Origin of the sequence: Streptomyces sp. NBC_00237, from assembly GCF_026342435.1 — a bacterium.
Taxonomy (GTDB): domain Bacteria; phylum Actinomycetota; class Actinomycetes; order Streptomycetales; family Streptomycetaceae; genus Streptomyces.
The window spans coordinates 303,315-322,582 of record NZ_JAPEMT010000005.1; the positions used below are offsets into that span (position 1 = coordinate 303,315).

General features: G+C 71.1%; 15 protein-coding genes. 7 read left to right on the top strand and 8 right to left on the bottom strand.

The annotated features are described in order from the left end of the window. Nucleotides 1-77 precede the first annotated feature (77 nt). Entirely contained in the window at nucleotides 78-1,226 is a 1,149-nt protein-coding gene (locus OG897_RS37150) for a TIGR03364 family FAD-dependent oxidoreductase (protein ID WP_266664222.1), read from the top strand. A 64-nt stretch (nucleotides 1,227-1,290) separates the two neighbouring features. Here the strand turns inward: OG897_RS37150 and OG897_RS37155 are convergent, their stop codons facing one another. From OG897_RS37155 to OG897_RS37175, 5 genes are all read right to left on the bottom strand, one after another. Further along, nucleotides 1,291-1,737 carry a VOC family protein gene (locus OG897_RS37155; protein ID WP_266664224.1) on the bottom strand — a complete coding sequence of 149 codons (447 nt, stop codon included), beginning with the start codon at nucleotides 1,735-1,737 and terminating at the stop codon, nucleotides 1,291-1,293. Nucleotides 1,738-1,797: 60 nt separating this feature from the next. Further along, the gene (locus OG897_RS37160) at nucleotides 1,798-3,279 is read right to left on the bottom strand and encodes an aldehyde dehydrogenase (RefSeq protein ID WP_266664226.1); all 1,482 of its coding nucleotides are present in this window, start codon (nucleotides 3,277-3,279) and stop codon (nucleotides 1,798-1,800) included. Between the two features lie 139 nt (nucleotides 3,280-3,418). Further along, nucleotides 3,419-3,838, bottom strand: coding sequence for a DUF2809 domain-containing protein (locus OG897_RS37165; protein ID WP_266664228.1), 420 nt, complete (start codon nucleotides 3,836-3,838; stop codon nucleotides 3,419-3,421). Further along, nucleotides 3,835-4,707 carry an acyl-CoA thioesterase II gene (locus tag OG897_RS37170; protein WP_266664232.1) on the bottom strand — a complete coding sequence of 291 codons (873 nt, stop codon included), beginning with the start codon at nucleotides 4,705-4,707 and terminating at the stop codon, nucleotides 3,835-3,837. The genes OG897_RS37165 and OG897_RS37170 overlap by 4 nt, the downstream gene beginning before the upstream one ends. A gap of 25 nt (nucleotides 4,708-4,732) precedes the next feature. After that, nucleotides 4,733-7,246, bottom strand: a complete 2,514-nt coding sequence (locus OG897_RS37175; RefSeq protein WP_266664235.1) for an RNA helicase — start codon at nucleotides 7,244-7,246, stop codon at nucleotides 4,733-4,735. A gap of 161 nt (nucleotides 7,247-7,407) precedes the next feature. Between OG897_RS37175 and OG897_RS37180 the strand changes: the two genes are divergently transcribed. The 5 genes from OG897_RS37180 (at nucleotide 7,408) to OG897_RS37200 (ending at nucleotide 11,892) form a co-directional block, all read left to right on the top strand. Continuing rightward, nucleotides 7,408-8,199: a metal-dependent hydrolase gene (locus OG897_RS37180; RefSeq protein ID WP_266664237.1), complete on the top strand. Its 792-nt coding sequence runs from the start codon at nucleotides 7,408-7,410 to the stop codon at nucleotides 8,197-8,199. A 107-nt stretch (nucleotides 8,200-8,306) separates the two neighbouring features. Next, nucleotides 8,307-9,848, top strand: a complete 1,542-nt coding sequence (locus tag OG897_RS37185; RefSeq protein ID WP_266664239.1) for a carboxylesterase/lipase family protein — start codon at nucleotides 8,307-8,309, stop codon at nucleotides 9,846-9,848. A gap of 183 nt (nucleotides 9,849-10,031) precedes the next feature. Then, entirely contained in the window at nucleotides 10,032-10,991 is a 960-nt protein-coding gene (gene pip / locus OG897_RS37190) for a prolyl aminopeptidase (protein WP_266664240.1), read from the top strand. Between the two features lie 233 nt (nucleotides 10,992-11,224). Continuing rightward, nucleotides 11,225-11,611 (top strand): hypothetical protein, encoded by a 387-nt coding sequence (locus tag OG897_RS37195; protein WP_266664241.1) that lies wholly within the window; start codon nucleotides 11,225-11,227, stop codon nucleotides 11,609-11,611. 38 nt (nucleotides 11,612-11,649) lie between these two features. Next, nucleotides 11,650-11,892, top strand: coding sequence for a hypothetical protein (locus OG897_RS37200; protein WP_266664242.1), 243 nt, complete (start codon nucleotides 11,650-11,652; stop codon nucleotides 11,890-11,892). A 160-nt stretch (nucleotides 11,893-12,052) separates the two neighbouring features. Here OG897_RS37200 and OG897_RS37205 read toward each other — a convergent pair whose 3' ends face one another. Next, nucleotides 12,053-13,879 carry an ABC transporter ATP-binding protein gene (locus tag OG897_RS37205; RefSeq protein ID WP_266664243.1) on the bottom strand — a complete coding sequence of 609 codons (1,827 nt, stop codon included), beginning with the start codon at nucleotides 13,877-13,879 and terminating at the stop codon, nucleotides 12,053-12,055. After that, the gene (locus OG897_RS37210) at nucleotides 13,876-15,777 is read right to left on the bottom strand and encodes an ABC transporter ATP-binding protein (RefSeq protein WP_266664244.1); all 1,902 of its coding nucleotides are present in this window, start codon (nucleotides 15,775-15,777) and stop codon (nucleotides 13,876-13,878) included. The genes OG897_RS37205 and OG897_RS37210 overlap by 4 nt, the downstream gene beginning before the upstream one ends. Before the next feature lie 234 nt (nucleotides 15,778-16,011). Between OG897_RS37210 and OG897_RS37215 the strand changes: the two genes are divergently transcribed. Continuing rightward, nucleotides 16,012-17,628: a peptide-N4-asparagine amidase gene (locus OG897_RS37215; RefSeq protein WP_266664246.1), complete on the top strand. Its 1,617-nt coding sequence runs from the start codon at nucleotides 16,012-16,014 to the stop codon at nucleotides 17,626-17,628. A 51-nt stretch (nucleotides 17,629-17,679) separates the two neighbouring features. Here OG897_RS37215 and OG897_RS37220 read toward each other — a convergent pair whose 3' ends face one another. Continuing rightward, nucleotides 17,680-19,128: a Gfo/Idh/MocA family protein gene (locus OG897_RS37220; protein WP_266664248.1), complete on the bottom strand. Its 1,449-nt coding sequence runs from the start codon at nucleotides 19,126-19,128 to the stop codon at nucleotides 17,680-17,682. Between the last annotated feature and the right edge of the window lie 140 nt (nucleotides 19,129-19,268).

Here is a 19,268-nt window from a genome sequence, read left to right on the forward strand (position 1 = left end):
GTCCTCATGGGCGTCGCCTCCCGTACACCGTGAAGTGATCTTGTACCCGACGTACGTCTTGTAGATAGGGGACCCCCATGACTGTCAGCAGCGCAGCCGTCAACCGCGCGGACACCGCCGTCGTCGGCGGAGGCATCGTCGGGCTCGCCCACGCACTCGCCGCAGCCAAGCGCGGCGACAAGGTCGTCCTCTTCGAGCGCGACGACTACGCGGTCGGCGCGTCCATCCGCAACTTCGGCATGATCTGGTCGGTCGGCCAGCAGCGCGGCGCGATGTACGAGCGAGCGCTGCGCAGCCGCGCCGTATGGCAGGAGATCTCGGCCAAGTCGGGCCTGTGGGCCGCCCCGACGGGCTCCCTGCACCTCGCGCACCACGCCGACGAGGCCGCCGTGCTGGAGGAGTTCGTCGAGACGACCGAGGCCGCCCGCGAGCACGGCACCACCATGATCTCCGCGAAGGACGCCCTGGCGCGCAGCTCCACCGCCGTGGCGGAGGGCCTGCTCGCCGCGATGTGGAGCCCCACCGAGCTGAACGTGGACCCGCGCCGCGCGATACCCGCCGTCGCCGAGTACCTGATCAGCGAGTACGGAGTCGACATCCGCTTCGGCACCACCGTGCGCGGCGTCGACATGCCGACCGTGTCCACCACGGCGGGCGACTGGCAGGTCGACAACCTCTTCGTGTGCAGCGGCAACGACTTCGAGACCCTCTACCCGGAGGTCTTCGCCGAGTCCGGCATCGTCCGCTGCAAGCTCCAGATGATGCGCACCGGCACGCAGCCCACGGGCTGGGAACTCGGCCCGATGCTCTGCGGCGGCCTGACCCTCCTGCACTACGCGGCGTTCGACGACTGCCCCTCGCGCACCGAGCTGGCGCAGCGGATGGGCGAGCAGTACCCCTTCCACCGCGAGAACGGCATCCACGTCCTGCTCTCGCAGACCGCCGACGGCCGCCTCACCATCGGCGACAGCCACGCGTACGCGAAGACCCTCGACCCGTTCGAGAGCGAGGAGATCAACAAGGCGATCCTCGACTACCTCGGCACCTTCGCGAAGCTCCCGAACACGGAGATCACCGAACGCTGGGTCGGCTTCTACCCCTCCCTGCGCGACGGCCGCACCGAGCTGATCGTCAACCCGGAACCGGGCGTCACCGTCGTCAACGGGGTCGGCGGCGCGGGCATGACCCTGTCGTTCGGACTGGCGCAGGAGCTCATCCCCGGCTGACCGCCGCGGAGTTACGGGAAGGGCCCCGGCGGACACGGAACCGCCGGGGCCCTTCCCGTTGCCGCTACTTCGGGGTCGGCACCGGATCCACGCCGAACACCCACGGGGCGAGGACCACGAGCCAGCCGTCCGGGTCGGCGTACGTCACCGCGCCGCGCTCCGGCCAGTACGCGTTGGCCGCCTCGACCGGCTCGTGTCCGCGCTCGCGCATCCGGGCGACGGCCGCCCCGACGGCCTCGGGGCCGCGCAGGTAGAGCGCGATCAGGTTCTCCGGGTGGGGCTCGGGTATCCGAGGCGGGTTGCCGTGCTGGGTGATCTCCATGTGCACGGGAGCACCAGGCAGCCCGAACACCACTCCGGAGTGCTCGTCCGGGGTGTCTCCCCGCCAGGCGGCCAGCACCGGCAGCTCCACGTCGTCGCGGTAGAAGGTGAGGACGTCGTCGTAACGAGCCGTGGGGCGCGCGAAGCGCACGGCGCCGACGTCGAGGTGCTGGGGCCAGGTCTCTGTCATGGGCCTGATTGTGCAGGAGGGGGCCCGGCGCGTACGCCGGGCCCCCTCAGCAGGTGAGCGTCAGTAGCTGATGCAGGCCGAGTGCCACTCCGTGTAGAAGTCGAACACTTCCGGCGAGCACTCCGGCGGCCCGTACTGCGAAGCCTTCGACCCGACGTGCGGCAGGTGCGCGTACGCGCCCACACCCGGCCGGTTGACGTGCAGCATGCCCGCCTCGAAGCGCTCGATCGCCTCGAAGGCCCGGGACTGCGAGGCGGTGAAGATGGTCCCGGACATGCCGTACTTCACCGAGTTGGCGATCTCCATGGCGTTCTCGAAGCCGTCCGCGTCGATCACCGCGAGCACGGGCCCGAAGACCTCCTCCTGCGCCAACTCGCTGTCCCACGCGGTACGGACGACCGTCGGCTGCACGTAGCACCCCTCCGGCAGGTCGTCCCGTACCTCCCGCTCCCCACCGCACAGAACCTTCCCGCCCTCACGCTGCGCCCCCGCGATCGCGTCCAGGGCGGCATCGAGCCGGGCCGTGTTCACCACCGGGCAGATCTTCGACTCCGGGTCGTCCCCGGGCCCCACCCGCAGTTCCCCGAGCCGGACGAGCAGCTTCTCCAGGAACTCCTCCCGCACGCTGACGTCCACCACGGCCCGGCTGGTGGCACTGCACCGCTGGCCCGCCTGCCCGAACGCGCCCTTCACCACCGCGTCGACGGCCTTGTCGACATCCGCGTCGTCACACACGATGACCGCGTTCTTGCCGCCCAACTCCAGCTGCGTACGCAGCAGTCGGCCCGCGCCGCCCGCGTGGATCGCCGTCCCCACCGGCAGCGAACCGGTGAAGCTGATGCCCGCCACCGCCGGATGCGCGACCAGCGCCTCACCGGCCGCGACGTCGCCCTGAACCAGGTTCAGCACCCCGTCCGGCACCCCCGCCTCCTGGAAGACCTCCACCAGCAGCGCCGACGTCAGCGGCGTCAGCGGCGACGGCTTCAGGACCGCCGTGCACCCCGACAGCAGGGCGGGCGCGACCTTCCACATCGGGATGGCGAGGGGGAAGTTCCACGGCGCGATCAGCGCGACGACCCCGATCGCCTTGCGGAACGTGAACGCGAAGGTACGGTCCTCCTCGGCCGGGGCCGTCACCCCGCCCAGTACCCGCGCCTGCCCCGCCGTGAACTCCAGGACGGCCCGCGCCCGTTCGACCTCGCCGCGCGCCTCGGCGAGCAGCTTCCCCTGCTCCCGCGTGATGACGGCGGCGACCTCCTCGGCCCGCTCGCCCAGAATCCGCCCCGCCTCGACGAGGTATGCGGCCCGCCGGATCGGGCCGAGCCCCCGCCAGGCCGCGAGCGCCGCCGACGCCGCGTCGACCGCGTGGTCGGCATCCACCCCGCCGGACTCGGTGAACGCGCCGATCACATCCGAGAAATCGGCCGGATTGACGTTCTCCCGGGTCTGCCCGGACTCCGCCGCCACCCACCGGCCGTCGATGAAATTGAGCCGCAGGTGCGGTGCGATCGCGTTCGGATTGCGCTCCACAACGGGTGCCATGCCCTCCCCTTCGCCGGACCGAGCAGGCACCGGCGCCGCTTCCCCGGCGCCGACGCCCTCGTCGGACAACGTGGTCAGGCTCGCTCAGGAGTGGGGCCCCCACAACGGCCGATTAGGGTATGCACCCGATAGCCGCGCCCTATCGGCCCTCCGGCCCCACCGGCATCCGCGCCCTGTCACCCCTTCGCGACCACCGGTGCACCGCCCACGCGAGCGCCGCCCCGACGGCGTACCAGAACAGATCCGGCGCGTTGAACGTCGACCCGAACACGAGCCTCAGCAGCCCACTGCGTGCACTCAACTCCGCCGGTACGGACGTGAGTTGAGCGAACTCCGCCAGCCAGCTCACCCCGAGCGCGACCCCGCCCGCCAGCACGGGCCGAACCCGTGGCCACACCGCCACCACGAGCGCGTACAGCAGCACGGTGTACAGCGCGTCCCCCGCGTACTTCGCGAACGCCCCCGACGAGACGGCCCGTATGCCGAGAGCGGCGGCGATGGTGACCGCCGCCGCTCCCAGCGCGTACAGCCGCACGCGCAACGCCCGTATGCCGTTCAATCGCCGAGCTTCCGGAACAGCCCCTCCTGCACCACCGACACCAGCAACTGCCCGTCCCGGTCGTAGATCCGGCCCCTGGCCAGACCCCGCCCGCCGGTCGCGATCGGGGACTCCTGGTCGTACAGGAACCACTCGTCGGCCCGGAACGGCCGGTGGAACCACATCGCGTGGTCCAGCGACGCGATGTCGAAGTTGCGCGATCCCCACAGGGGCTCCACCGGCAGCCGCACCGCGTCCAGCAGCGTCGTGTCGCTCGCGTACGCCAGCGCGCACGTGTGGACGAGCTGGTCGTCGCCCAGCGGGCCCACCGCGCGCATCCACACCGCGCTGCGCGGCTCCGCGCCCTCGATCTCCTCGCGCGTCCAGCGCAGCCCGTCCACGTAGCGGATGTCGAAGGGCTGGCGGCGGGCGATGCGCTCCAGGGCCTCCGGCAGCGCGCCCAGGTGGTCGCGGATCTCGTCGGCGACCGTGGGCAGCGACTCCGGCGCGGGGACCTCGCGGCGCGGCGGCAGCTGGTGCTCGATGCCGCCCTCCTCCGGCTTGTGGAAGGAGGCCGTCAGGTTGAAGATCGTGCGGCCCTGCTGGACCGCCGTCACCCGGCGCGTGGTGAAGGAACGGCCGTCCCGCACCCGCTCCACCTGGTAGACGATCGGCACGCCGGGGCGGCCGGGCCGCAGGAAGTACGCGTGCAGGGAGTGCACCGGGCGGTCCCCGTCCGTGGTGCGCCCCGCCGCGACCAGCGCCTGGCCCGCGACCTGCCCGCCGAACACCCGCTGGAGGTGCTCCTGCGGGCTGCGGCCACGGAAGATGTTGACCTCGATCTGCTCCAGGTCGAGCAGATCGACGAGTCTCTCGGCCGGATTCGTCATGTCGTTCCCCTGGTTCTCGTAGGCGTTAGAGCTGACCGACGGACGTGACGCGGACGACCGCCCGCGCCTCCTCGTCCGAGGCCGCCAGATCGACCTCGGCGCTGATGCCCCAGTCATGGTCGCCCGCCGGGTCCGCGAAGGTCTGGCGGACCCGCCACAGCCCGTGCGCCGCGTCCTCCTCGATCATCAGGAGCTTGGGGCCGCGCGCGTCCGGGCCCGTGCCCAGGTCCTCGTGCTCGTCCCAGTACGCGTCCATCGCCTCGCCCCACGCGTCCTCGTCCCAGCCGGACTCCGCGTCCAGCTCGCCGAGCGCGCGGACGTGGTCCAGCGCGGCCAGCTCGACGCGGCGGAACATGGCGTTGCGTACGAGGACCCGGAAGGCGCGCGCGTTCGCGGTGACCGGCTTGACCTGGTCGGCCTTCTCCTGCGCCTGCTCGGCCGTCTCGACCTCGGGGTTCGCCAGCTGCTCCCACTCGTCCAGGAGCGAGGAGTCGACCTGACGGACCAGCTCGCCGAGCCAGGCGATCAGGTCCTGGAGGTCCTCCGACTTGAGGTCGTCGGGGATGGTGTGCTCCAGCGCCTTGTACGCGCCCGCCAGGTAGCGCAGCACGATGCCCTCGGTGCGCGCCAGCTCGTAGTGCGAGGTGAACTCCGCGAAGGTCATGGCCCGTTCGTACATGTCACGGATGACCGACTTCGGCGACACGGGATGGTCGCCGACCCACGGGTGGCTCTTCTTGTACACGTTGTACGCGTGCCACAGCAGCTCTTCGAGGGGCTTGGGGTACGACACCTCCTGGAGGAGTTCCATCCGCTCCTCGTACTCGATGCCGTCCGCCTTCATCTGTCCGACGGCCTCGCCGCGCGCCTTGTTCTGTTGCGCGCCCAGGATCTGCCGGGGGTCGTCGAGCGTGGACTCCACGACGGACACCATGTCGAGCGCGTACGAGGGCGACTCGGGGTCCAGCAGGTCGAAGGCGGCGAGGGCGAAGGTCGACAGCGGCTGGTTGAGGGCGAAGTCCTGCTGGAGATCGACCGTCAGCCGTACGATCCGCCCCTCGGCGTCCGGCGTGTCCAGCTGCTCCACCACACCGCCGTCGAGCAGCGAGCGGTAGATCGCGATGGCGCGGCGGATGTGCCTCAGCTGCGCCTTGCGCGGCTCGTGGTTGTCCTCCAGGAGGTGGCGCATGGCGTCGAAGGCGTTGCCGGGGCGCGCGATGATCGACAGCAGCATCGTGTGCGTGACCTTGAAACGGCTGGTCAGCGGCTCGGGGTCGGAGGTGATCAGCTTGTCGAAGGTGGACTCCGACCAGGCGATGAAGCCCTCAGGAGCCTTCTTGCGGACCACCTTGCGGCGCTTCTTCGGGTCGTCGCCCGCCTTCGCGAGCGCCTTCTCGTTCTCCACGACGTGCTCGGGAGCCTGCGCCACGACGAAGCCCGCCGTGTCGAACCCGGCCCGGCCCGCGCGCCCCGCGATCTGGTGGAACTCCCGGGCCCGCAGCGTGCGCACCCGCGTGCCGTCGTACTTCGTGAGCGCCGTGAACAGCACCGTGCGGATCGGCACGTTGACGCCGACGCCGAGCGTGTCCGTACCGCAGATGACCTTCAGCAGACCGGCCTGCGCCAGCTTCTCCACCAGGCGGCGGTACTTGGGCAGCATGCCCGCGTGGTGCACGCCGATGCCGTGGCGGACGTACCGCGAGAGGTTCTGGCCGAACTTGGTGGTGAAGCGGAAGTTGCCGATCAGGTCGGCGATCTTCTCCTTCTCCTCCTTGGAGCACATGTTGATGCTCATCAGCGACTGCGCCCGCTCGACGGCCGCCGCCTGCGTGAAGTGCACGATGTAGACGGGCGACTGCCGGGTGTCGAGCAGCTCGGTGAGCGTCTCGGTGATGGGCGTCATCCGGTACTCGTACGACAGGGGGACGGGACGCGTCGCGGAGCGCACGACCGCCGTCGGGCGGCCCGTCCTGCGCGTCAGGTCCTTCTCGAACATCGCGACGTCGCCGAGCGTCGCCGACATCAGGATGAACTGTGCCTGCGGGAGCTCCAGGATCGGGATCTGCCAGGCCCAGCCCCGGTCCGCCTCCGCGTAGAAGTGGAACTCGTCCATCACGACCTGGCCGATGTCGGCGTACTTCCCGTCGCGCAGCGCGATCGAGGCCAGGATCTCGGCGGTGCAGGCGATGACCGGGGCGTCCGCGTTCACCGAGGCGTCGCCGGTCAGCATGCCGACGTTCTCGGTGCCGAACAGCTTGCAGAGGTCGAAGAACTTCTCCGAGACGAGAGCCTTGATCGGAGCCGTGTAGAAGGTGACCTTGTCCTGGGCCAGTGCCGTGAAGTGCGCACCCGCCGCGACCAGGCTCTTTCCGGAGCCGGTGGGCGTGGACAAGATCACATTCGCGCCGGTGACCACCTCCATCAGCGCCTCTTCCTGCGCCGGGTAGAGGGCGATGCCCTGGCCCTCGGCCCAGGTCGAGAAAGCCTCGAAGAGGGTGTCGGGGTCGGCGTTCGGCGGGAGCTGATCGATAAGGGTCACGCCCCCATCTTGCCTGGCGCGGGTACGGATCGGGCAACCGGAGGGTCCGTACAAGATCATCCCGGATAGGGTGACGGGTCAGCCCATCGGCGGCCCGTGCTCAACTCGGCCGCGCCAGGGAAGAGATGGGGGCACGGACAGCAAATGGGGCGGGTACGACCATGATGGGACCGGCGCACTCACTGTCGGGAGCGGCAGCCTGGCTCGGGGTGGGAGCCGCGGCAGCAGCGGCGGGCCACGCCATGCCCTGGCCGGTGCTCGTCGTCGGCGCACTGATCTGCGCGGGGGCGGCGCTCGCCCCCGACCTCGACCACAAGTCGGCGACCATCTCGCGGGCCTTCGGGCCGGTCTCCCGGCTGCTCTGCGAGATCGTCGACAAGCTGTCGTACGCCGTCTACAAGGCGACCCGCACCCGGCACGACCCGCGCCGCACCGGCGGTCACCGCACCCTCACCCACACCTGGGTGTGGGCGGTGGCGATCGGCGGGGGCTGCTCGGCGGCGGCGGTGTTCGGCGGGCGCTGGGCGGTCCTGGCGATCCTCTTCGTGCACCTCGTCCTCGCGGTGGAGGGCCTGCTGTGGCGGGCCGCGCGGGTCTCCAGCGACGTACTGGTGTGGCTGCTGGGCGCGACGAGCGCCTGGATCCTGGCCGGAGTGCTCGACAAGCCGGGCAACGGCGCGAGCTGGCTGTTCGAGGCCCCCGGCCAGGAGTACCTGTGGCTGGGCCTGCCGATCGTCCTCGGGGCGCTCGTGCACGACATCGGCGACGCGCTGACGGTGTCGGGCTGCCCGATCCTGTGGCCGATCCCGATCGCGGGCAAGCGCTGGTACCCGCTGGGACCGCCCAAGGTGATGCGCTTCAGGGCCGGGAGCTGGGTGGAGCTGAAGGTGCTGATGCCGGTGTTCATGCTGGCCGGGGGAGTGGGCGGGGCGGCGGCGCTGGGGTTCATCTGACGCGTACGGGATAGGGGCGGTCCGCAGGGGTGCGGACCGCCTCTTTTCGCATGTCAGGGGCGGGTGTACGTTCGGGTCAGTGCACCTTCCACGAAAGGCAGTGACACGTGTCAACAGCTGAAGCGCCCGCCGCCGGGCAGCTCGTCGTCGAGACCACGGCGGGCGCCCTGCGCGGCACCGTCCGCCACGAGAGCCGTGCCTGGCTCGGCGTCCCGTTCGCGCAGCCGCCGGTGGGCGGGCTGAAGTGGCGTGCGCCGCAGCCGGTCCGGCCGTGGGAGGGCGTGCGCGAGGCGACGCAGTACGGTCCCGCCGCCGTGCAGCTCTCCCGCTTCGACCCGACGGCACCCCCGTACGACAGGGACAGCGAGGACTGCCTCTACCTCAACGTCTTCGCCCCGGCCGCGCCCGCCGCCTCCCCGCGTCCGGTCCTGGTCTGGATCCACGGCGGCGGCTTCGTCTTCGGCACCGGCGCGGACTACGACGGCTCGGTCCTGGCGGAGCGCGGCGACGTGATCGTCGTGACCCTGAACTACCGGCTCAGCTCCTGGGGCTTCCTGCACCTCGCGGGCGTCGACCCGTCGGTCGCCGACTCCAACGTGGGCGTACGGGACCAGGTCGCGGCCCTGGAATGGGTGCGCGACAACATCGCGGCCTTCGGCGGCGACCCGTCGCGCGTGACGATCGTCGGCGAGTCGGCGGGCGGCATGAGCGTCGGCACCCTCCTCGGCGTCCCCGCCGCACGCGGGCTCTTCCACGGTGCGGCCCTGCTCAGCGGGAGCGCCGCCGAACAGCAGGACGCCCGGACCGGTACGGCCGCCGCGAAGGCGCTCCTTGCCCGGCTGGGCATCCCGGAGACGGAACCGGGCCGCATCCGGGACGTGCCCGTCGCCGAACTGCGCGCGGCCACCGAGGAGTTGGCCCATGCGGGAGGCCACGACGGCAAGCAGGGCATCCCGTTCGTGCCGGTCGTCGACGGCGACTACATCCCGTACGTACCCCTCGCCGCCGTCGCGGACGGCGCGGTGACGGACGTGCCGCTGCTCGTGGCGTACTGCCGCGACGAGATGGCCGTCTTCACGTTCATGGGCGACGACAACCCGATCACCCGGTCCCTGGAGTCGGCCGTCGGCCCGGAAGCCTGGGCACAACTGCTGCGCCGCTACGCGGAGTTCGAGCCGGAGGGGGCGGCCGTCGGCGGCAACGCCCGCAAGACGCTGCTGGGCGACGCGATGTTCGTGATGCCGTCGGTGCGGGTCGCCGAGGCGCAGGTGCGGGCGGGCGGCCGGGTGTGGATGCACCGCTTCGACCACCAGCCGCCCATGGAGCCGTACAACCTGCTCGGCCCCACGCACGCGGCCGACATCCCGTGCCTGTGGAGCCGCGAACCGTCCTTCGACCTGTGCTCGCTGAGCGGTGAACCGGCGGACGGATTCATGGACATGGGCGAGGCGGACAAGGCGGCGTCGGCGGCGCTCCAGGACACGGTGCTGTCGCTGGTCCGCGAGGGGCGGCCTCGGCTTGTGGGTGGGCCGCAGTGGCCCGCGTACGACGAGAAGACGCGTCCGCAGATGCTGATCAAGGCGGAACCCGAGCTGGCGAACGACCCGACGGGGGCGCGGCGCGTGGCGTGGGACGGGCTCGGGGTGTGAACTGACGGTGCGTGGAGCGGGCTTGGGGGTCTGAGCCGACGGGGCGTCGCCCGGCGTCCGTCGGCCAGGCGATGGGCGGGCCTGTGGGCCCCCGAGGGGGTGAGTGGATCACCCGCTGACGTTACGGTGGGCCGGGCCCGGTCCCCGGTCCACCGTTTTCGCGCTCCCAGGAGGTCCCGGCCGATGCCCGCCCCGTATCCGATCCTCGAACCGTACGACCACGGCATGCTCGACGTCGGCGACGGCAACCGCATCCGCTGGGAGGTCTCCGGCAACCCCGAAGGCAAGCCCGCCGTCGTCGTGCACGGCGGCCCCGGCAGCGGCAGCAGTCCCAGAAACCGTAAGCTCTTCGACCCCGACCGCTACCGCCTCGTCCTCTTCGACCAGCGCGGTTGCGGGCGCAGTACCCCGCATGTCGCGGACCCGGCGACGAGCATGGAGTTCAACACGACTCCGCATCTCGTCGCCGACATGGAGAAGCTCCGTCAACACCTCGGTGTGGAGAGGTGGTTGCTCTTCGGCGGGTCGTGGGGCTCGACGCTGATCCTCGCGTACGCACAGGCGTTCCCGGAGCGCGTCAGTGAGATCGTCCTCGCCGGTGTGACGACCACCCGGCGCTCGGAGACCGCGTGGCTGTACGGGGGAGCGGGACGCTTCTTCCCCGAGGCGCACGCCCGGTTCCGGGCGCAGATCCCGGAGGGCGAGCGGGACGACCTGGTGGCCGCCTACGCGCGGCGGGCGTCGAGCACCGATCCGGCCGTACGGGACAAGGCCGTCGCGGACTGGTGCGCGTGGGAGGACGCGGTGCTCGGCCTCGAACCCGTGGTGCAGACGTCGGCTCCGTACAGCGACCGTCCCGACGAGGGCCGGATCTCGCTGGTGCGCATCGCCTCGCACTACTTCGCCAACGGTGCGTGGCTGGAGGAGGGTGAACTGCTGCGTGGGGCAGGCAAGCTGGCGGGGATTCCGGGAGTGCTGATCCAGGGACGCCACGACCTGGCGGGCCCGCCGAACACGGCATGGGAGCTGGCGCAGGCGTGGCCGGGGTCGGAGCTGCGGATCTTCGACGACTCGGGGCACATGGGCGGGACGGGAATGAAGGCGGCGCTGGCGGAGGCGCTGGAGAGGTTCGCGGGGGAGTAGGGAGGTGCGGGAATGCGGTGCGGGAATTCCCGTGGAAAACACGCCCTTCCGGAATTCCCCGAGTTTCGGAGCCTCTTCACCCGAACGGCGCAGCGCGCCGTTCGGGTGGCGTGCTCCGGGAGGCCCCGGGCGGTGAAATGCGCGCCTGTGCAAGCCGTTGTGGGGAGAAATTCAGGCGTGAAATCCTCGGCACGTCGACTCGCCAAGTGCAGTGACGAACCGAGGGAGTTGTCGTGTCCGGAAAAGCAAGAAACGAGGGAGACCGGAGCCGTTCGGCGAAGGGGTGGAGCACGGCGCTGCGGCGGGCCGGACCCGTCGTCGCCGGGGCGCTCCTCCTGGTGGCCGTACTGCCGTCCAGCGCCGGGGCGGCGGGGGGCCAGCTCACCTTCAGCCGCAATGACGGATCCGTGGACGGGTTGATCGCGCCACCCAATGACGTGTGTCTTCCGCTGAGTGGCGGTGCGGCCCACCTCAGCAACGACACGGACGCCACGGCCTTCGTCTTCCTGGACGGAGGGTGCGGCCAGCTCGCGTCGATCGTCGGGGTCGGTGCGACCTGGGACCAGTACAACCCGCCGCCGCAGCCCGCGTACAGCGTGCGGTTCGGGTCGTCGGGCTGAATTTCCCGCGAGGCTCCTCGCAACGCACGGAGGCAAGGATGAAACGCAGACTGTCCCTGATGTTCGCGACGCTGGCGGTCGGTGCCATGGCGCTGGCGGCTCCGGCGAGTGCGCAGATTCGCGGCGCCGACGACTGGCACCTGAATCCCGCCGGTGTCTTCCAGAGCGAGTACGACTGCATGGTGGCCGGAAGCACCGGATATCTCGGGGGTGCCTGGAAGGAATACAGATGCGAGTACGTGGGAATCGGCTGGCGGATGTGGATCCGCACCGAGCCGTAAACCGCAGCGAGTCGCCCACCCGTACCGAGTCGCCCACCCGTACCGAGGCGCACACCCGCGTCGCGTCGCATATCCGCACCGCGTCGCCCACCCGCTCTGCGTCGTAAGGCGGCACACGGCCGGTCCGAGGGCAGGGAAAGCCCCAGGACCGGCCGTTGGCCTACCCGTGCCACGACCTCCACAGCGCCGCGTACGCCCCCTCCGCCGCCACCAGCTCGTCGTGGCTGCCGAGTTCCGCGATCCGGCCGTCCTCGACCACCGCGATCACGTCCGCGTCGTGCGCCGTGTGCAGCCGGTGCGCGATGGCGATCACCGTGCGGCCCTCCAGTACCCGGGCGAGCGACCGCTCCAAGTGCCGTGCCGCACGCGGGTCGAGCAGCGACGTCGCCTCGTCGAGTACGAGCGTGTGCGGGTCCGCGAGGACCAGCCGGGCCAGCGCGATCTGCTGCGCCTGTGCCGGAGTGAGGGCGAAACCACCCGAGCCGACCTCCGTGTCCAGCCCCTCCGGCAGTCCGCGCGCCCACTCGTCCGCGTCCACCGCGCCGAGTGCCGCCCACAGTTCGGCGTCCTCGGCGGCGGTGCGGGCCAGCCGCAGATTGTCGCGCAGTGAGCCCACGAAGACGTGGTGCTCCTGGTTGACCAGCGCCACGTGCGAACGCACCCGCTCCGCCTGCATGCGCGACAACTCGGCGCCGCCCAGGGTGAGTTCACCCGTGCGCGGGGCGTAGATGCCCGCCATCAGGCGGCCCAGCGTCGACTTGCCCGCCCCCGAGGGGCCGACCAGGGCGACCCGGGTGCCCGGAGCCACGTCCAGCGACACCTGGTGCAGGACGTCGACGCCCTCCCGGTAACCGAAGTTCACCTCGTCCGAGCGGAGCCTGCGGCCGTCCGGCGTCACCGTCTCGTCGCCCGCATCCGGCTCGATGTCGTGCACGCCCACCAGCCGGGCCAACGACACCTGGGCGACCTGGAGTTCGTCGTACCAGCGCAGGATCAGGTTGACCGGGTCGACCAGCATCTGCGCGAGCAGCGCGCCCGTCGTCAGCTGACCCACCGTCAACCAGCCCTGGAGCACGAAGACTCCGCCGATGACGACGGACGAGCACAGGATGGTGACGTGCGTGGCGTTGATGACCGGGAAGAGGACCGTGCGCAGCCACAGGGTGTAGTTCTCCCAGGCGGTCCACTCCTTGACCCGCTTGTCGGACAGGGCCACCCGCCGGTCCCCGAGGCGGTGCGCCTCGATGGTGCGGCCCGCGTCGACCGTCTCGGTGAGGATCGCCGCGACCGCCGCGTACCCCGCCGCCTCCGAGCGGTACGCCGAGGCCGCCCGCTGGAAGTACCAGCGGCAGCCGATGATCAGGACCGGGAGTGCCACCAGCACGGCGAGCGCCAGCGGCGGTGCGGTCACCGTCAGACCGGCGATCAGCAGCACCGCCCACACCACGCCGATCGCGAGCTGCGGCACGGCCTCCCGCATCGCGTTCGCGAGCCGGTCGATGTCCGTGGTGATGCGGGACAGCAGGTCACCTGTGCCCGCCCGCTCCAGCACGCCCGGCGGCAGGCCGACGGAGCGGACGAGGAAGTCCTCGCGCAGGTCCGCGAGCATGCGCTCGCCGAGCATCGCGCCGTTGATCCTGGTCTGCCGTACGAAGAACGCCTGGATCAGCAGCGCTGCGGCGAACAGGCCCGCCGTGCGCTCCAGATGGAGTTCCTTCGCGTTCGCCGTCAGGTCCTCGATGATGCCGCCGAGCAGGTACGGGCCCGCCATCGAGGCGATCACCGCGAGGGTGTTGAAGCCGACCAGCGCGGCGAAGGACGTGCGGTGGCGGCGCAGCAGGCCCTTCACGTACCCGCGTACGGTCGCCGGGCTGCCCACCGGCAGCGTGGTCGCCGACTCGGGGGCCGCCGGGTCGTAGTCCGGGGGAGCCACCCCGATCCGGGGCGCTCCCTTGGTCGTGGCGCCCTGGGAGGTCGTGGCGCTCATGCCGATTCCTCGATCTCTTCGCGTGCGTTCTTCTCGCGTGCTGTCAGGGCGTGTATCCGAGCGCCCGCTTCCGCGCCCGTGCCCGCTTCCGTGCTCGCTTCCGCGCCCGCGCCCGCTTCCGTCTCGTCGTCCGTCTCGCGCGTGACGACCGCCCGGTAGCGCGGCTCGGTGTGCAGCAGTTCGCGGTGCTCGCCGACCGCCGCCACCTCGCCGTCGTGCACGAACACCACGCGTTCCGCTTGGTCGAGCAGCAGCGGGGAAGAGGCCAGGACCACGGTCGTACGACCGGACCTGAGCCGGGAGACACCCGCTGCCACCCGGGCTTCGGTGTGCGAGTCGACGGCTGACGTCGGCTCGTCCAGTACCAGTACCTCCGGATCCGTCACCAACGACCGTGCCAGCGCCAGGCGTTGGCGCTGTCCGCCGGAGAGCGACCGGCCGCGCTCGGTGATCCGCGTCTCCATCGGGTCGCCGTCGCCGGTGACCGACGCCTGCGCGAGGGCGGCCAGCACGTCCGTGCACTGCGCCGCCGCGAGGGCGTCCTCGGCGGACACCTTCCCCGACGCCGGTACGTCGAGCAGCTCGCGCAGCGTGCCCGACAGCAGCACCGGGTCCTTGTCCTGCACGAGGACACTGGCGCGCGCGGCCGCCAGGGGAAGCTCGTCCAGGGCGACGCCGCCCAGCCGGACGGAAGCGACCTTCTCGGTGGCCTCCTCGGCTTCCTCGGCCTCCTCCTCCGCGCCCGCCGGATGTCCGCCGAGCCGCTCCGCGAGCCGCCCCGCCAGGTCAGGGTCCCCGCACACCACGGCCGTGAACACGCCCGAGGGGGCGAGCAGCCCGGTCACCGGGTCGTACAGGTCGCCTGTCGGGTACTGCGCGGCCTCCTGCCCGTCGCCGGGCGCGGTGCGGCGCAGGGCCAGCACGCGGGCGGCCCGCTTGGCGGACGGCTTGGAGAAGGAGTACGCCATCGCGATCTCCTCGAAGTGCCGCAGCGGGTACATCAAAAGGGTCACCGCGCTGTACACGGTGACCAGTTCGCCGACCGTCACCGTGCCCTGCCGCGCGAGCGTCGCCCCGTACCAGACGACGGCGACGAGCAGCAGACCCGGCAGCAGCACCTGGACGGCGGCGATCAGCGCCCACATCCGGGCACTGCGCACGGCCGCCTTCCTGACCTCCTGCGAAGCCTCGCGGTAGCGCCCGAGGAACAGCTCCTCGCCGCCGATGCCGCGCAGCACGCGCAGGCCGGCGACCGTGTCGGACGCCAACTCCGTCGCCTTGCCCGCCTTTTCGCGCTGTACGTCGGCGCGTGCGGTGGCCTTGGGGAGCAGCGGCAGCACGGCGAGCGCCAGTGCGGGGACGCCGATCGCGACGACCACGCCGAGCGCGGGCTGGTAGATCACCAGGCCCACGCAGACGACGATCAGCGCGAGAACGGCCGCCGCGAACCGCGACAGCGCCTCGACGAACCATCCGATCTTCTCGACGTCGCCCGTGGAAACGGCCACGACTTCGCCCGCCGCGACCCGCCGGGTCAGCGCGGCGCCCAGTTCGGCGGTCCTGCGCGCCAGCAACTGCTGGACGCGGGCGGCGGCCGTGATCCAGTTCGTGACCGCCACCCGGTGCAGCATGGTGTCGCCGAGCGCGAGGGCCACACCCATGAGCAGCAGGAGCCCCGCACCCAGGGCGAGCCGCGTGCCGGACCGGTCGACGACCGCCTGCACGGCCACCCCCACGCCCAGCGGCAGACCCGCCACGCCGAGCTGGTGCAGTACGCCCCAGCCCATGGCCTTCAGCTGCCCGCCGAGCTGGCTGCGCCCCAGCCACAGCAGGAAACGGCCCCCGGAGCGAACGTCGGGGTCGCCGGGGTCTTGATACGGAAGATCCTTGATGTGCATGAATTCCTACGGGTCGATGCGCGCCGACACGGACGGGAGAGCGGACAGGGGCGACAGGAAGCGGAAGCGGTCCGACATCGCGTACCGCGTGCCGCAAACCGTGCAAGGTTCGCGCTTTTCGCCGGCCCGGGGCAATTGATTTATGCGCAGGCCCCCACAGAACCCGCCATTTTCCATGCGTCGCCCCCGGCCGGGTCTGGTGTTCCCGTCCGTCCCGCGATTCACTCCTGTCGCATGAGACAACGAAGGATCATGTCCGTGCTCAGCGGTCTGGTGCTGGCCGCCGGAACGCTTCTCGGTGCCTCCCCGGCCACCGCCGCCCCCGGCCCGGTGCCGCCCCCGGAGTTCGGCAACGACTGGCACGACCCGCTGACCGCCGCCCCGCCCGTGGTCAAGCCGCACACCAGGTCCTGCGCCGTGACCCTCGGCGAGGCCCAGTTCCGCGACTTCACCCCGTACAAGGGGAGTTACACCCCGCCGGAGAAGTGCGGCGGGAGCTGGAGCAAGGTGGTGCTGCGCCTCGAAGGCAAGGTCAAGGGCCGTCAGTACGACCGTCTGGGCTACGTCCACGTCGGCGGCGTCGAAGTGCTGCGCACGTCCACTCCGCAGCCCTCCCCGGACGGCATCACCTGGTCGGTGGAGAAGGACGTCACCCGCTACAGCGACACCTTCCGCCGTACGCAGGACGTCGAGATGCTCATCGGCAACGTCGTCAACGAGACGTACACCGGCGTCATCGACGTCAAGGCCACGCTCACCTTCTACGCCGCCGAGGGGCGGACCAAGCCCGCCGACACCCCCGACCGCGTCCTCACCCTCAACGACAACTCCCTTCTCACGCCCCGCAACGCACGGCGCATCCTCGCCGAGGTGTACGCGACCGGCTCCGGCGGCGGCTGCGAGGAGTACTGGTACCTGTCGGTGCCCGAGAAGGCCCCGTACTCCTGCACGTCGGCGGGCGGCCCCTACCGCGAGGTCCAGCTCAAGGTCGACGGGAAGCTGGCCGGAATCGCCGCGCCGTTCCCGACCGTGTGGACCGGCGGCTGGTCCAACCCCTTCCTCTGGTACGTCGTCCCGGGCCCCCGCGCGCTCGACGTCTTGCCCATCCAGTACGACCTGACCCCCTTCGCCGGACTCCTCAACGACGGCCGCCCGCACCGGATCGAGGTCGGCGTCGTCGGCGTCCCGGCCGGGCAGGCGGGCTGGAGCCACCCGGTGAACGTCCTCGTCTGGCAGGACCACGGCAGCCGCGTCGTCACCGGCGGCCTCACCCGCCACACCGAGTCCGCGCCCGTCAACTCCACGACGTACACGCCTGGTTCGGAGCACCGTCTGGACACGCGCGGCGGCCACGCACTGACCGTCGAGGGATACGTGAACACCTCGCGGGGCCGCGTCGATACCCGCGTCACGCGCACCCTGGCGAACACCTCCGTACACCGCTGGACCGAGGGCGAGAGCCTGGACGCGCTCCAGGGCGAGTGGACGGACGACGAGACGGTGACGGTGCGCGGCAAGCACGGGCCGGCGCGCGCCACCGAGGCGAAGCGCACGTACACGATGGACGGCACGACCACGCTCGGCGCGGGCGACCGGCTGCGCACGGTCCTGACCCTCGGCGACAAGGCGGACACGACGGCCTTCACGAACGGGCGGCGCACCGGTTCCACCCGGCTCGACCACGTCTACCGGGGCGACGCCACGTACACCGCGAACGTCCCGCGCGACCAGCGGCACGCCGTCGCCACCACGGGCGAGCGCTACCGCCTGTACGGCTCCGACGGCACCTGCCACGACCGCACCGTGGAGACGGTGCAGGGGACGCTGGTCAAGGACCGCACGCGCTGCTGACCGGTGGGTGAGGAGCGGGGGCGGGGGTGGGCCCCACCCCCGCTCACTTCCTCATGCCTTCGGCTTCTCCGAGTCCACGCCCGGCCGGGCCTTGCGCCACTCGCCCCGGGTGAAGTCGGGGATCTGCTGCGGCGCGCCCCTGCCGCGAATCGACAGATGGCTCAGCGGCACCGGCGCCGTCCAGGTGGCCGCGTCGTACACGTCGAAGTCGGGGACAAGCCCGAGCTGCATGCACTGCACCAGCCGGAACAGCATCAGGTAGTCCATGCCGCCGTGGCCGCCCGGCGGGTTGGCGTGTTCCTTCCACAGCCAGTGGTCCCACTGGGCGTACTTCGTGAAGTCGTCCCACTGGTCGTTGGTGTTGGCGGGCTCCAGGTAGATGCGCGGCGGGTAGTCCTCGAACACGCCGAGGGTGCCGCCGAGGCTGTTGATCCTGCTGTACGGGTGCGGGGTCGACACGTCGTGTTCGAGCCGGATGACGCGGCCCTTGGCGGTCTGGATCAGGCTGATCGTACGGTCGCTCTCGATGTACGACTCCTTCCAGCTCGGGTCGCCCGGCGGCATGTGCTTCTTGCGGTACTCGGCCAGGCCCAGCGCGGGGGAGCCGACGCTGACCATGCTCACCGCGCGGTCGCCCCGGTTGACGTCCATGTAGTTGCCGACCGGGCCGAAGCCGTGGTTGGGGTAGAGGTCGCCGCGCAGCCGGGTGTGCCACAGGCGGCGCCACGGGCCCTCGTAGTAGTCGGGGTCGAACATCAGTCCGCGCAGGTCGTGGTTGTACGCGCCCGCGCCGTGCAGCAGATCGCCGAACAGGCCCGCGTGCGCCATCCGCAGGACGCGCATCTCGTTCCTGCCGTAACAGCAGTTCTCCAGCTGGATGCAGTGGCGTCGGGTGCGTTCGGAGGTGTTGACCAGGTCCCAGATCTCGTCCATGCGCATGGCGAGCGGACACTCCACGCCGACGTGCTTGCCGTTGAGCATGGCGGTCTTGCACATCTCGTAGTGGAAGTCCCACGGGGTGGCGACGTACACGAAGTCGATGTCGCCGCGCTTGCAGAGGTTCTTGTAGTCGTCCTCGTTCTTCGTGTAGATCGCGGGGGCGGGCTGACCTGCCTTGACGACCTTCGCGGCGGCCTTCTCCGCCTTGGCGCGGACCGGGTCGCAGACGGCGACGACCTTGACGTTCGGCAGGGCGAGGAACAGGTCGATCATGCCGTCGCCGCGGTTGCCGAGGCCGATCATGCCGACGCGGACGGTGGAGCGGCGTTCGAAGGGGACGTTCGCCATGGTCTTGCCCTGGCGGCGGGGAGCCTCGTCGAACCCCGCTCTCGCGTCGGCGGCCGAGGGCCCCGCCGCGCCGAGCACGCCGCCCGCGCCGAGGCCCAGACCGGCGCCGACCACTCCGGCGGTGCGCAGCGCGGAACGGCGGGTCACACCGTCGGGAGCCTCGCTGAAGTCGTCGTTTTCGTCAGGGGTCGGTGTCGCCTTGTCGTCGTACATCGGACCTCCGTGAAAGGGATCAGGTGCCGATCACCTTCACGGAGGGGAGGGCCGGGGCACAAGAGGCCCTAGGGCAAAGGGGGTTGGATTTACTCCCTCCGGTTGATGGATTCTTGCGCGGAGAGGTTTCGGGGCGCTGT

What these genes read in the sequence shown, in the direction of transcription:
- OG897_RS37150 (WP_266664222.1), top strand. Translation starts at nt 78, where the DNA reads ATGACTGTCAGCAGCGCAGCCGTCAACCGCGCGGACACCGCCGTCGTC.
- OG897_RS37155 (WP_266664224.1), bottom strand. Translation starts at nt 1,737, where the DNA reads ATGACAGAGACCTGGCCCCAGCACCTCGACGTCGGCGCCGTGCGCTTC.
- OG897_RS37160 (WP_266664226.1), bottom strand. Translation starts at nt 3,279, where the DNA reads ATGGCACCCGTTGTGGAGCGCAATCCGAACGCGATCGCACCGCACCTG.
- OG897_RS37170 (WP_266664232.1), bottom strand. Translation starts at nt 4,707, where the DNA reads ATGACGAATCCGGCCGAGAGACTCGTCGATCTGCTCGACCTGGAGCAG.
- OG897_RS37180 (WP_266664237.1), top strand. Translation starts at nt 7,408, where the DNA reads ATGATGGGACCGGCGCACTCACTGTCGGGAGCGGCAGCCTGGCTCGGG.
- pip (WP_266664240.1), top strand. Translation starts at nt 10,032, where the DNA reads ATGCCCGCCCCGTATCCGATCCTCGAACCGTACGACCACGGCATGCTC.
- OG897_RS37200 (WP_266664242.1), top strand. Translation starts at nt 11,650, where the DNA reads ATGAAACGCAGACTGTCCCTGATGTTCGCGACGCTGGCGGTCGGTGCC.
- OG897_RS37205 (WP_266664243.1), bottom strand. Translation starts at nt 13,879, where the DNA reads ATGAGCGCCACGACCTCCCAGGGCGCCACGACCAAGGGAGCGCCCCGG.
- OG897_RS37210 (WP_266664244.1), bottom strand. Translation starts at nt 15,777, where the DNA reads ATGCACATCAAGGATCTTCCGTATCAAGACCCCGGCGACCCCGACGTT.
- OG897_RS37215 (WP_266664246.1), top strand. Translation starts at nt 16,012, where the DNA reads ATGAGACAACGAAGGATCATGTCCGTGCTCAGCGGTCTGGTGCTGGCC.
- OG897_RS37220 (WP_266664248.1), bottom strand. Translation starts at nt 19,128, where the DNA reads ATGTACGACGACAAGGCGACACCGACCCCTGACGAAAACGACGACTTC.